Annotated in this window: 15 protein-coding genes; 3 read left to right on the forward strand and 12 right to left on the reverse strand. The window is 56.5% G+C overall.

Annotation, left to right across the window (positions count from 1 at the left end; genetic code table 11):
- Positions 1–325: 325 nt before the first annotated feature.
- The 11 genes from flgL to flgB form a co-directional block, all read right to left on the reverse strand.
- Complete coding sequence (gene flgL, locus ACRCWW_RS03325) at positions 326–1276, reverse strand: flagellar hook-associated protein FlgL (RefSeq protein ID WP_438681128.1); 951 nt, start codon at positions 1274–1276, stop codon at positions 326–328.
- A gap of 13 nt (positions 1277–1289) precedes the next feature.
- Positions 1290–2951 (reverse strand): flagellar hook-associated protein FlgK, encoded by a 1662-nt coding sequence (flgK, locus tag ACRCWW_RS03330; protein WP_438681129.1) that lies wholly within the window; start codon positions 2949–2951, stop codon positions 1290–1292.
- A 75-nt stretch (positions 2952–3026) separates the two neighbouring features.
- Complete coding sequence (gene flgJ / locus ACRCWW_RS03335; RefSeq protein ID WP_438681130.1) at positions 3027–3980, reverse strand: flagellar assembly peptidoglycan hydrolase FlgJ; 954 nt, start codon at positions 3978–3980, stop codon at positions 3027–3029.
- Positions 3980–5077, reverse strand: coding sequence for a flagellar basal body P-ring protein FlgI (locus ACRCWW_RS03340; RefSeq protein ID WP_438681131.1), 1098 nt, complete (start codon positions 5075–5077; stop codon positions 3980–3982). The genes flgJ and ACRCWW_RS03340 overlap by 1 nt, the downstream gene beginning before the upstream one ends.
- An 11-nt stretch (positions 5078–5088) precedes the next feature.
- A complete protein-coding gene (flgH, locus tag ACRCWW_RS03345; protein WP_438681132.1) occupies positions 5089–5787 on the reverse strand; it encodes a flagellar basal body L-ring protein FlgH in 699 nt (232 codons plus the stop codon).
- 57 nt (positions 5788–5844) lie between these two features.
- Positions 5845–6627, reverse strand: a complete 783-nt coding sequence (flgG, locus tag ACRCWW_RS03350) for a flagellar basal-body rod protein FlgG (RefSeq protein WP_438681133.1) — start codon at positions 6625–6627, stop codon at positions 5845–5847.
- A gap of 14 nt (positions 6628–6641) precedes the next feature.
- Positions 6642–7400, reverse strand: coding sequence for a flagellar basal body rod protein FlgF (locus ACRCWW_RS03355; RefSeq protein WP_438681134.1), 759 nt, complete (start codon positions 7398–7400; stop codon positions 6642–6644).
- 20 nt (positions 7401–7420) lie between these two features.
- Complete coding sequence (gene flgE / locus ACRCWW_RS03360; protein WP_438681135.1) at positions 7421–8677, reverse strand: flagellar hook protein FlgE; 1257 nt, start codon at positions 8675–8677, stop codon at positions 7421–7423.
- Positions 8678–8697: 20 nt separating this feature from the next.
- Positions 8698–9393, reverse strand: coding sequence for a flagellar hook assembly protein FlgD (gene flgD, locus ACRCWW_RS03365; RefSeq protein ID WP_330982051.1), 696 nt, complete (start codon positions 9391–9393; stop codon positions 8698–8700).
- A gap of 11 nt (positions 9394–9404) precedes the next feature.
- Positions 9405–9809 (reverse strand): flagellar basal body rod protein FlgC, encoded by a 405-nt coding sequence (gene flgC, locus ACRCWW_RS03370; protein ID WP_438681136.1) that lies wholly within the window; start codon positions 9807–9809, stop codon positions 9405–9407.
- Positions 9810–9812: 3 nt separating this feature from the next.
- Positions 9813–10226 carry a flagellar basal body rod protein FlgB gene (gene flgB / locus ACRCWW_RS03375; RefSeq protein ID WP_438681137.1) on the reverse strand — a complete coding sequence of 138 codons (414 nt, stop codon included), beginning with the start codon at positions 10224–10226 and terminating at the stop codon, positions 9813–9815.
- A 158-nt stretch (positions 10227–10384) separates the two neighbouring features.
- On the opposite strand from flgB, the gene flgA reads away from it, so the two are divergent.
- The 3 genes from flgA (at position 10385) to flgN (ending at position 11858) form a co-directional block, all read left to right on the forward strand.
- Positions 10385–11044 carry a flagellar basal body P-ring formation chaperone FlgA gene (gene flgA, locus ACRCWW_RS03380; RefSeq protein ID WP_438681138.1) on the forward strand — a complete coding sequence of 220 codons (660 nt, stop codon included), beginning with the start codon at positions 10385–10387 and terminating at the stop codon, positions 11042–11044.
- Between the two features lie 93 nt (positions 11045–11137).
- Positions 11138–11431, forward strand: a complete 294-nt coding sequence (flgM, locus tag ACRCWW_RS03385; protein WP_330982055.1) for a flagellar biosynthesis anti-sigma factor FlgM — start codon at positions 11138–11140, stop codon at positions 11429–11431.
- 4 nt (positions 11432–11435) lie between these two features.
- The gene (gene flgN, locus ACRCWW_RS03390; RefSeq protein ID WP_330982056.1) at positions 11436–11858 is read left to right on the forward strand and encodes a flagella biosynthesis chaperone FlgN; all 423 of its coding nucleotides are present in this window, start codon (positions 11436–11438) and stop codon (positions 11856–11858) included.
- A gap of 66 nt (positions 11859–11924) precedes the next feature.
- Here flgN and ACRCWW_RS03395 read toward each other — a convergent pair whose 3' ends face one another.
- Complete coding sequence (locus ACRCWW_RS03395; RefSeq protein WP_438681139.1) at positions 11925–12803, reverse strand: LysR substrate-binding domain-containing protein; 879 nt, start codon at positions 12801–12803, stop codon at positions 11925–11927.
- Between the last annotated feature and the right edge of the window lie 79 nt (positions 12804–12882).

Here is a 12882-nt window from a genome sequence, read left to right on the forward strand (position 1 = left end):
AAACTGAGAAGAATGCGGGAAAACGTGAAACAATTTATCCTGCCTGAGAAAAGAAAACGGCCCAAAGAAAGGACCGTTCGTATCTCAAAAACCCAGTATCCCGTTCACTCAAAGCATCTTAAGTGAACGGTGTTAGCCTTCGGGCGGTTTTTTTATGCCTTGAATTCGTATTTTGCCTGGCGGCACTTCGTTTGCGCAGGCCTACGAGTTGTTGTAGGCCCAGTGAACGAAGCGCCACTGGGCAAAAAAAAAGCCCGCGCCGGGGTGAGTGGCGCGGGCAGAGAGAGCCTGCCCAGTTTCATGACAGGTTCTAAAAGGTTGAGGCTTATTTATTCAACTGGAACAGGGACATTCCCTGCATATCGGTGAATGCTTTATAGGAAGCCTGAAGGGCCGCCTGCTGCATGGTGTAGTTGGAGATGGTTTCGTTCCAGTCCACGTTCACCAGATCACTCATCTGTTGAGTCTGGCTGAGTTTGCGGTCATCGCCCAGCGCATCCAGCTTATCGAGCTCATTCAACTGCGTACCCACTTCAGCACGTACTGTCAGTACGTTGTTGAGGGAGTTACGCAGACCACGGTTGGTTTTATCAATCGCCGCCTGCGCCGTCGCCTGTGCCGCATCATCGCCAGCAACTGGAATATTCAACTGCTTAATGGCGCTATCCAGCATGGCGAAAATGTTAGTTTCTGAGGTCGTCCCATCAGGCTCTTTCACCGCATTGCTGGTGATCGAGTCAAAAATCTTATCACCGGTATGGCCAATAACCATGGTGCGCGAAGAATCCACCTGCTGCTCCACATTAGTGGAACCGCCGACATATTTCCCCGTATCATCAAAAGGCGCAGTATCTGTGTTATAGCCCGCAAACATATAGCGCCCGTTGCCGTCCTGACTGTTCGCCAGGTTCAGCAACTGGTCGCGGATACCCTGAAGATCCGTCGCCAGTGAAGCGCGGTCATCGTCGCTCAGCGTGCCATTGCCCGCATAGACGATTTTTTCCTGTGCAGACTGAATCGCCGTCGTCACCTGCGACAGCGTGTTCTCTTCCTGAGAGATACGCTGCGTCGCAAAGCTGCGTGCGGAAGCAAACTGGGCGGTTTGCGCCTGGGCCTGTGAAAGCACAACGGCCTGAGAAGCGGCAATCGGATCATCAGAAGGACGGTTCACGCGCAGCCCGGTGGACATCTGCTCGCCGTATTTCATCCAGGTGGACTGAGAGTCAGTGATACCACGCATGTTCTGCTGGTACATCATTAAGGTGGTCACACGCATCGTTCACTTCTCCTTAGCGAATGTTGATGATGGCATCGAACAGAGTACTGGCGGTCTGCAAAACCTGAGCATTCGCCAGATAATATTGCTGGAACAGCTGCAGGTTGCCGTATTCCTCATCGAGGCTAACGCCAGAAATGGACTGCTGCTGTTTCGTCAGCTGCGTGACCACATTGCCCTGCGTGGTGCTGCTGGTTTCGAGGTTCGCGGTTTTGTTCCCCACGTCGCTCACCAGCGCCGCATACGCATCGTTGAAGGATTTATTGCCGCCGACCAGCTTGCTGTTTTGCAGATCCAGCATCGCCTGACCGTTACGGTTATCACTTTCGCCGCTGTTGCCATCCGGCAGCCCCATCGCAATGGTGCTCGGGTCGGAGATCGCCACGCTCATGTTGACGATAGCGTTCGCCACTGGCTTCACGGTGAAGCTGTCATTTTTGGCGGCAGCGCCGCTGATGCTGACATTGAGTCCGTCAAAGCTAAGACTGCCATCACTTTCAACGGTAGGCGTGACGCTGGTGTTATCCGACAGACGCGTTACCTGCCAGTTACTCCCGTCAAAGCTGACTTTATAGTCGGTTGCCTGAACTTTGGTGCTGTTGGCAGGATCGACGGTTGCCGTCAGCTGCGCTGTGCCGGTATTACGGGTATTGCTCAGGACTGCCGGCGAGCCAATCGTAAAGAAGTCACCGCCTTTCTGAGTGTCACCATTGGCGTCAATGTACGTCCCCTGCGCGTTTTGCGCGTTGAACGCGTTAGCAAACGACAGCGCCATCTGGTTCAGGCTGTTGCGGGTCTGGTCGAGATCCTGAGAACGGAACGTAATCAGACCGCCCAGCGAACCGGTGGTCAGCTGTTTTTCCGGAATTTCGATGTTCCCGGCAACGTTATCTACATAAGCAACCGTGGTACGAGAAGGATCGGCGCTGCTTGGCACCGCCGCCAGCTTGTGCGACGTACTGCCCTGGACCAGGCTATAGCCGTTGGCCATGGTGATGTTATACGTGCCGCCGTCCTGGACGTTCACTTCCACGCCGACCAGTTGGTTTAACTGGCTGACGAGCTGATCGCGCTGGTCGAGCAAATCGTTTGGCGATGCGCCCGCGCCCACACCGGTGAGCTTGGAAATCTTGTCGTTAAGGGAGGCAATCTGCTGCGAGTAGTTGTTAATCTGGTCGACGCTGGAAGCAATCGCGCCGTTAACCTGCTTGTCCTGGTCACGCAGATACTGGTCGGTGGTTTTGAACTGATTGACCAGCCCCTGCGCTTTGCCGATCACCGTCTGGCGAGCCGCCGGATCTTCAGCGTTACTGACCAGCGTTTGCAGGCTGGTGAAAAAGTCCTGCAAGGTCGCTGAAATGGAATTGGTGGTGTCAGACAGCATATCGTCGATTTTCGACATCTGCTGATAGCGCGTGGTCAGGCCGCTGCTCTGGTTTTGCGCGGCGTTCAGCTGGTTGCTGATAAAGGCGTTATATTCACGCTGTACGCCGGTCACCGTCACGCCGTTGCCGACCCAGCCGCCCATCCCCAGCGTACTGTTTGTCGCCGACAGGACCGTGGTCTGGCGGGTATAGCCCGCCACGTTATAACTGGCAATGTTGTTACTGACCGTATTCAGCGCCGCCTGTGCTGCGCCAAGGCCGCTCATTGCACTATTAAATAAACTGGACATGGAGGTTCCTTTATTCTTTTGAGACACGGGTCCTGACGAAGATTATCGGCACGGTTCAGGTGAACTTGAGCGGTTTCAGAACAGATTTTCAATATCGCTGCTGTACGCCTTACTGACCTTCTCACTCATTCCTTTTAGCTGCTGGATCATGCTGGTGAGCTTGCGCGCATAGTTTGGGTCCGTCGCGTAACCGGCGTTCTGCAACGCCTGTGCGCCCTGCTCTGGCGTCGCCGCTTTGGTGACGGCGGCATAGCGAGGGTTGCGGGTTAACAGGCCAACGTAATCCGAGAGCGCATCCAGATAAGAGCTGTAGACGCGGAAGCGGGCCTTCACCTTTTTCATCTCACCGTTTTCATATTCGGTGGTGGTGATTTCGGTGACTTTGCCCTTCCAGTCTGAAGAGGCCTTCACGCCAAAGAGGTTGAAGCTTGGCTCGCCGTTTTCACGACGGATTTGCCGTTGTCCCCAGCCTGATTCCAGCGCCGCCTGGGCAAGGATCAGGTGATGAGGAATACCGCTTTGTTCGCTGGCGAGTTTCGCCGGCAGCGATAGCTGCGCGAGGAAGTCCTGGCTGTCGCCCGACAAATCCGCAGCGTCGGTTGCCGTAGGTGCTTTCGGCATCGCTTTGCGCACCATTTGCGTCAGCGCCGAGTTCTGATAGCTGGTCACCGTTTCGAGGTCAAACTTCAGCGGCACCTGCGCAGGCTGGTCTTTCACTTCCCCTTGCGCCGCCGCCATCTGTTTCACCATCTCATCAGCCAGCCCCAGCCCTTTGCCTGCCGTCAGCTGCTGGGCAATTTGCTGATCGTACATACTGGTGTAAAGCCGTGTCTGGTCACTGCTGAACAGGCCGTCTTTCGGCAGCGCATCACGCATGCTTTTCAGCATCATTTGCACGAACATGCCTTCCACCTGACGGGCCACGGGCTTGAGATTCGCCCGTGGATCCTGTCCGGCTTTCATTTTCAGTTCGTTGAGCGACTGCGCGTCCCAGGCCGCGCTCGCCATCAGCTTGCTGTCGCCCAGCATCAGATGATTTCCACTTTGGCACGCAGACAACCTGCGGTCTGCATGGATTGCAGAATCGACATCAGTTCCAGCGGCGATGCCCCCAGCGCATTAAGCGCCCGCACAACGTTGTTCAGATTGGCACTCGAACGCACGCTCTGAATCGCGCCACCGCTCTGACGCAGGTCGATTTGCGTCTGCGGTGTCACCACCGTCGAGCCGCCAGCAAACGGCGTATCCGGTTGGCTGACCTGAGCAGAACGGTTCACCGTGACAGACAAGTTGCCTTGCGCCACCGCACAGTTATCCAGCGTGACTTCGCGGTTCATCACCACCGATCCGGTACGCGAGTTGATGATCACTTTCGCATCCTGAGGGGTGACGTTCACTTCCAGATTCTGAATATCCGCCAGCATGCGCACCTGATTACTGTTGCCGCTCGAACCCTGGATCTGCACGGTACGGGCATCCAGCGCGGTCGCCATCCCAAACCCGCCGCGGCGGTTGATGGTATCGGCAATCTGCTGCGCCATGCCGAAGTCGTCTTCGTTAAGTTGAAGGTTGATGGTGTTACCCGCGCCAAACTGGCTTGGCAGTTCGCGCTCGATGGTTGCCCCCCCGGTAATGCGACCGCCGTTCAGCTGGTTAACCTGCACGCTGCTGCCACCCGCAGAGGCACCGGCACCGCCAACAAGAATATTGCCCTGCGCAAGCGCATAAATCTGGCTATCCACCCCTTTTAAAGGCGTCATCAGCAGCGTACCGCCACGCAGGCTTTTGGCGTTCCCCATGGAGGACACCACCACATCGATGGTTTGTCCCTGACGACCAAACGCCGGAAGCTGTGCGGTGACCATCACCGCCGCCACGTTTTTCAACTGCATGTTGGTGCCAGCCGGAACCGTGATCCCAAGCTGCGACAGCATGTTGTTCAGACTTTGGGTGGTGAACGGCGTTTGCGTCGTCTGGTCACCGGTGCCGTCAAGCCCCACCACCAGCCCGTAGCCGATCAGCGAGTTTTGACGTACGCCCTGTACGCTGGTGAGGTCACGAATGCGATCGGCCTGGGCGAATCCCGCCACCAGAACCAGAGCAATGCCAACCAGGGTTTTAAACATAAGCCACCTCGTTACATCGGCGAGAGATTAAGGAAGAAACGCTGCAGCCAGCCCATGTTCTGCGCTTCATTGATATAGCCGTTACCCACGTATTCGATACGCGCGTCCGCCACCTGGGTGGACGGTACGGTGTTACTGCCGCTGATCGTGCGAGGGTTAACCACGCCCGAGAAGCGAATAAATTCTGTGCCCTGGTTGATGGCGATTTGTTTTTCACCCACCACGTGCAGGTTGCCGTTAGCCAGAACCTGATCCACGGTCACCGTCAGCGTGCCGCTGAAGGTGTTGCTGGCGTTAGCGCCGCCTTTTCCGTTAAAGGAGTTGCCGCCGGAAGCTTCCACATCGGCACGTGCATTGCCAAACAGGCCTTGCAGATAACGCGGCACGGTGTCGAAGCCGAAATTCGTTTTGCCGTCGCGGCTGGCATTCGCGGAAGAGCTCTTCGACGCGCTGACGTTTTCCTGCAGCTGGATGGTCAGAGTATCGCCAATATTGCGCGGACGACGGTCCTCAAACAGCGGTTGATAGCCGTAATTAATCGGCTGGGCGCTCTGAAAAATAGACCCATTGACCACCGGCACGGGGCCTGGCACAGGCTGTGCCGTGGTCGCCCCTTCCACCAACGGTTTAGAAGGGATCCATGCGCAACCTGCCTGCGTCAGAGCAAGAAGCACGAAGAACGGATAACGAAGCGCTGAGGATTTGTGCATGGCCTTTATCTTCTGAATCAAAAAAATCCGGTGCGGGAAATCCGCACCGGAGACAACTTACAGCTGAGTGAGTTTCTGCAGCATCTGGTCGGTGGTTGAGACCGCCTTGCTGTTGATCTCATACGCGCGCTGAACCTGAATCATGTTGACCAGCTCTTCCGCCACGTTGACGTTCGAGGTTTCCACATAACCCTGATACAGCAGACCCGCGCCGTTCAGGCCTGGCGTGGTGTCGTTTGGCGCACCGGAGGCCTGGGTTTCGGTGTAGAGATTCTCACCGATACTCTCCAGCCCGGCATCGTTCATAAAGGTGGTCAGGTTGAGCTGCCCCACCTGCACCGGGTTGGTTTGCCCCTGCTGGGTCACGCTCACCACGCCGTCACGCCCGATGGTAATACTCAGGGTGTTTGAAGGAATGGTGATCGCAGGCTGAACCTGATAGCCACCCGCCGTTACCAGTTGACCGTTCTGATCCACCTGGAAAGAGCCGTCGCGGGTATAAGCGGAGGTGCCATCCGGCAGCAGAACCTGGAAGAAACCTTCCCCTTTAATCGCCACATCTTTGCTGTTGTCGGTCTGCGACAGGTTGCCCTGAGTGTGAATACGCTCAGTGGCGACCGGACGAACACCGGTACCAATTTGCAGGCCGGAAGGCAGCGTGGTTTGTTCAGAAGACTGGGCACCTGGCTGGCGCACGGTCTGGTAAAGCAGATCTTCAAACACGGCACGTTGACGCTTAAACCCATTGGTACTGACGTTCGCCAGGTTGTTGGCGATAACGTCCATGTTGGTTTGCTGCGCGTCGAGACCGGTTTTGGCGATCCATAATGAACTGATCATAATTTTTCCTGTGTCTAGCTCATCGATAACAGCTGATTGGCTTTCGAAGCGTTATCGTCAACGCTGCTGATGACCTTCATCTGCATTTCAAAACGGCGTGAGCTGGCAATCATTTCGGCCATCGCCGCCACGGGTTTGACGTTACTGCCCTCTAACACGCCGGACTGCAGACGCACGCTCGGATCAGATTGCAAGGTCTGCCCACGAGTCGCCTGAGCCGCTGCGGTCAGGCGGAACATGCCGTCATCGCCGCGAATCACTTCGGTGTTCGCCGCTTTCACCATTTTGAGTTTGCCGACGGGCGCAATGGTGTTGGCCGGGTCACCCGGGTTGAGCGCTGAAATGGTGCCGTCCGCTGCAATGGTGACTTCTGAGCCTTCTGGCACCACCACAGGGCCGCCGCCATCGCCCAGCACCGGATTGCCCTGAATGGTCAACTGCCCCGTTGAGCTCACCTGAATGCTACCGTTGCGGGTATAGCCTTCCGTGCCGTCGGCGGCCTGAACGGCCAGCCAGCCGTCCTGCTGCAACGCCACGTCCAGAGGGCGGGCGGTGTAGTCGAGCTGACCAGGTGTCATGTCGGCGCCAGGCGTCGAGCCCGCCACCAGCGTACGAGTCTGGTAAGTCTCTCCGTTGACCGGCACCGCTCGCAGCGCGGTCAGTTGCGCGCGAAAGCCCGGCGTAGAGGTGTTGGCGAGGTTGCTGGCGGTGACCGCCTGCAGTTCCATCGTCTGACTTGCCGCGCCCATCGCGGTATAGATTGCGTGATCCATGAAGCCGTCCCGTCAGGCGCTTAGCGCAGGTTAACCAGGGTGTTGAGGATCTGATCCTGGGTTTTGATGGTCTGCGCGTTCGACTGGTAGTTACGCTGCGCGACAATCATGTTCACCAGTTCTTTACTCAGGTCGACGTTAGACGCTTCCAGCGCGCCGTTGGTCAGGGTGCCGAAGTTCCCGGTACCCGCGGTTCCCAGCAGCGCCACACCAGAAGACTGGGTGGCTGACCAGACGTTATCGCCTTCCGACTGCAGGCCTTCGTTGTTGGCAAAGTTCGCCATCACGATCTGACCGAGCAGTTGAGTCTGTTCGTTGGAATAGTTGCCGACTACGGTGCCGTCATCGTTAATCTGGTAGCTCACCAGGTTGCCCGGTTTGTAGCCGTTCTGGTTAGTCGCAACGATATCGTTGGAGCCGGTGTTCTGCTGCATGGAGTTGGCGAGGCTGAAGGTGAATTTTCCGCTGGCGGAACCGTTGAGGCCCGTCAACGGGATATCAAATTCGGGTTTGTCGCCTGTTGCAGGAGGTGTCAGAACACCTGCGGTATCGTAAGTCCCGACGCCGGTCAGAGTGCCGTTGTTGTCGAAGTTCATCTGAGCAGCTTTTACTGCCTTCGCACCCGCAACGCTCGAATCCTGGGTATAGATATCCCAGGTGTTATCCGCCGTTTTAACGTAATAGAGGTTTACGTCGTGGGAGTTACCCTGCGAGTCATAGACCGTGACGGTCCCTTTCTTGTTGTAGGTGTCAGAGTTGGTGTAATCAAACGGCGAGGTGGCGGGCTTCGCGTCGGTGGAGTTCAGGTTAATCTGCATCGATGCGGTAGAGGTGGCTTTCGCCGCCATCAACGTATTGGGAATGCTCAGACCAACCGGGTTTGCACCCTGCTGAATGGTTGGCGGCGTGCCGGTAGCCGGATAGCCGGTCAGCTGCAGGCCCTGCATGTTCACCAGGTTGCGGTTTTCATCCAGCTTGAACTGGCCGTTACGGCTGTAATAGACGGAACCGTTGCTGTCCGTCAGACGGAAAAAGCCGTTCTGGCTGATGGCAACGTCCAGCGCGCGTCCGGTGCTGGTGGTGGTGCCGTCGGTAAAGTCCTGGGTTATCCCGGCAACTTTAACGCCCAGCCCGACTTTAGAGCCAGCGAACATATCGGCAAACGAGGCCGTCCCGGATTTAAAGCCGTAGGTGGCGGAGTTGGCGATGTTGTTGCCGATCACGTCGAGGTTGGTGGAGGCCGCGTTCAGGCCGCTGACCGCTTGAGAAAAGGCCATGTCTTTACTCCTGCTAAGGGTTAAATAATCTGACGAACTTCGTCGAGCGTGGTGGTGCCATACGTGCCGAGATCCAGCAGATTACCGCTGCTTCCCTTCGTAATCCCTTGCACAAGCGCGAACTGGAGCGGCTGAGCCACCAGTTGGGTACCGTTTGTGCTGGCGGCAATCGAGACGCTGTATGCGCCATCCGGAACCGTCGTGCCATCAGCGGCAGTCCCGTCCCAGGTAAAGGTGTGTACGCCTGCGGTCTGAGCGCCTAAGTCGAGCGTTCGGATCACTTTGCCGCTGCTGTCGGTGATGGTCGCCGTGGCTTTATCGGCAGCCTGGGTCAATTCAACACCAAACGGCGTGGTGCTGGCGGAACCATCAGAATTGGCACCGGCCAGAACCACAGAGCCCGGGATCATCACGCCGTGACCAATCAGGTTTGAGGCCTGCAGCGACTGGCTGTTATCAATCTGACCGGAGATGGAGCCCAGCGTGGTATTGAGTTTTTCAATCCCGCTGACGGTGCTGATTTGCGCCAGCTGCGAGGTCAGCTGGCTGTTGTCCATCGGGTTAGTCGGGTCCTGGTTTTGCAACTGGGCTACCAGCAGCGTCAGGAAGCTGCTTTGCAGGTCGGACGCGCTGCTGCTGGTTAAGTCACCGCTGGTGGCTTTGGTGGTGCTGACGCCGGTGTTAGTCGGGTCGTTGACATTGACGGCAATAGACATCGGTTTCTCCGTTACTGGCCGAGGGTCAGTGTTTTGAGCATCATGCTCTTGACGGTATTGAGGACTTCAACGTTGGCCTGGTAGCTGCGGGACGCTGACAGGGTGTTGACCATCTCCTCGACCACATCGACGTTAGGCATCTTCACGTAGCCTTTGGCGTCAGCCAGCGGGTTGCCCGGCTGAAAGACCATCTTGAAAGGCGCCTGGCTTTCCTGCACGTCAGCCACTTTTACGCCGCCGGTTGCCGCCCCTGTCGGAGCATCCACCTGAAAGACCACCTGTTTGGCGCGATAGGGCTGACCGTCTGGCCCGGTCACGCTGTCGGCGTTGGCGAGGTTACTGGCCGCGACGTTCAGGCGTTTGGACTGGGCCGTCAGCGCGGAGCCCGCCACATCAAAAATATTCAGTAAAGCCATGGCTTAGTTCCCCTGTAGCACGGTCATCATGCTTCTGATTTGCCCGCCCAGTACGGTCAGGCCGGTCTGGTATTGCAGGCTGTTGTCGGCGAATTGCGTGCGCTCCCGATCCATATCGACGGTGTTACCGTCCATGGAAGGCTGGTCGGGGACCCGATACATCAGGTCAACAGAGGGGGCAGACATCGCCTGGGCCGGAATGTGGCGCTCGGAGGTCAGCGTCAACGACACGCTGCTGGTTTGCGCGCGCCCGCGATCCATCACTTTTTTGAGTTCTGAAGCAAAATCGACATCACGCGCCTGATACCCTGGGGTGTCGGCGTTAGCGATGTTAGAGGCCAGTATTTCCTGACGCTGAGCGCGCAGGTTTAACGCTTCCTGTTGAAAACGTAGCGCGGCATCGAGTTTATCGAGCATGTCTCCTCCGCTGAGGGCAAAGTTCATTCAGCGTTCAGATTAATCCCAATCTCAGGGCGCCATCGCCGGAATAAACACAAAATGCATCGCTATTTGTTGCGTTGATGTTCTGGCGGTAAAGGTAAAATTCTGGCATTCCCGACAGACTGGAGTTGGCAATGCGAAACCTGAAACGCACGCTCGCGATGATGCTGGCGCTCCTGAGCCCGACAGCGATGGCGCAGGATATGACCCCGCAGCTCACTGACTTTTTTACCCAGCGCCTCGCCGGTTTTAGCGACAGTGTGGTCGTGACGGTGCGAAGCGCAGGCAACCTTATGCCGCAGTGCGAACAACCGGCACTGAGCGTGATGGGCAATGCTCGTCTGTGGGGAAACCAGACCGTGCTGGCTCAGTGTGGAACTGATAAACGTTATATTCAGGTGATGGTTGCCGCGACGGGCAACTACGTTGTGGCGGCCCAGCCCATTGCGCGCGGCACCACGCTGACGCCGGGCAGCGTGACGCTCAAACGGGGTCGTTTAGATCAACTGCCGCCGCGCACAATGCTGGATATCAACCAGGCGCAGGATGCTGTCATGTTGCGCGATCTTGCGCCGGGGCAACCGGTTCAGTTGTCGATGTTACGCCAGTCCTGGCGTGTTAAAGCCGGGCAAAAAGTGCAGGTTATCGCCAGCGGTGACGGCTTTAGTGTGAACGGTGAAGGCCAGGCGTTAAACAATGCCGCCGTGGCGCAAAACGCCCGGGTGAGGATGCCTTCAGGCCAGGTGGTGAGCGGTCAGGTTGATTCGGATGGGAATATTCTGATTAACCTATAATGTTTTTAAAGATTCCGTGATACCTGCCGATAAATAATCAACAACTGATGATGGCAGGCAGTCGCGCCACGAAACCTCGATGAGGACAGGACAATGAGCATTGATCGTACATCGCCCCTGAAGCCCGTTAACGCCGTTCAGCCGCGTGAGCCGAATGAAGCCCAGGCGCAGAAAACCCGTCTGGATAAATCGTCCACCGCCAACAGCACCAATGTGACGTTGAGCGAAGCGCAATCCAGCCTGATGCAGCCTCGCACCAGCGACATCAATATGGAACGTGTGGAAACCCTGAAAAACGCCATCCGTAACGGCGACCTGAAAATGGATACCGGCAAAATCGCCGACGCCCTGATTGCGGATACCCAGAGCTGGCTGCAGAGTAAATAAAAGCATGAGTCGTCTGTCAGAAATACTGGATCACATGACAGTCATCCTGAACTCGCTCAAAGAAGTGATGGATGCCGAGCAACAACAGCTTTCCGCGGGCAGCGTGAACGGCAGCACTTTGCAGCGTATCACCGAAGAAAAAAGCTCGTTGCTGGCGACCCTGGATTATCTGGAAAAACAGCGTCGGCTTGAACAGGAAGCGATGCGCTGCGCTAACGATGACGTTGCCGAGCGCTGGCAAAATATTACCGAAAAAACCCAGCATCTGCGTGACCTTAACCAGCACAATGGCTGGTTGCTGGAAGGTCAGCTTGAGCGAAATCAGCAAGCCATCGAGGTGCTGAAACCCCATCAGGAACCCGGGCTGTATGGCAAAAACGGTCAAACATCCAGTACGCCTCGCGGCGGGAAGAAGTTCTCCGTTTAATCCACAATATTAAAAGCAGCAGGTCGCCGGGCGCTGGCATTCAGCCCTTGGTCCTGCCGTTTTGCTTTACCCCTTCCCTGCTTGTTTTAGCCAGGTCTTTACGGCCGGGTTGCTTTGTTCTTTTCGGGCGATCATCAGCAAATTGGCCGTAAGCTCCGGTGCATCAAGGTGACGGTAGGTCAGCCCTGGAACGTGTACTTGCTCCAACGGTTCAGGCACCAATGCCACGCCTAATCCCGCGGCCGCTATCGCCAGCACATTCAGGCTGCTGCCCGTACGGTGTGTAACGTTTAATCGGCTCCCAAGTAACTGGCTTAGCTTCACCGTCAGATGCTCTTCCTCATCATGCGCGTCGTAAAGCACCAACGGCTGGTCTGCCAGACTGTCGAGCGTAAGGGTCTTTTCAAGCGTCAGAGGATGATTATCCGCAACGGCAATCAGCATGTTCCATTCACCCAGGCGCTGCACTTCAAGGTTCGCGCAGTTCAGCGCGCTGTGATCCGGGGAATAGCCGATATCCAGCAGGCCGTCGAGAATATCTTCCACCTGCTGCTGCGGCCCTCGTTCCTGAAGCACAATCTCAACGTCGGGAAAGTGTTGATGAAACGCCCGAAGATCCTGCATCAGCCTGCCGCTAAAAATGGCATTCCCTGCATAGCCGATACGGATACTGCCCGTTTCACCACGCAGCGCTCGCTCCGCGCTATGGCGTGCAAATTCGGCCTGGTCCAGCGTTCTCTGAGCTTCAACCTGAAGCACTTTCCCCGCCGGGGTCAGTTCAACCCGGCGACTGCTGCGATGGAATAGCGCCCCGCCAAGCTCTTCTTCAAGCGCGCGTATTTGCATACTGAGCGCAGGCTGGACGATATTTAACGTTTCTGCCGCGCGACCAAAGTGCTTCTCTTTCGCCACGGCCAGAAAGTAACGGAGCTGGCGGAGATCCATATTTCATCCATCATTATTAATGATTAATTGGTCAATATTGAATATTGGATGTTATCAATGGGAAGCGCAATACTCAGGC

Source organism: Scandinavium sp. (assembly GCF_051650185.1).
In the GTDB taxonomy this organism is placed as follows: Bacteria; Pseudomonadota; Gammaproteobacteria; order Enterobacterales; family Enterobacteriaceae; genus Scandinavium.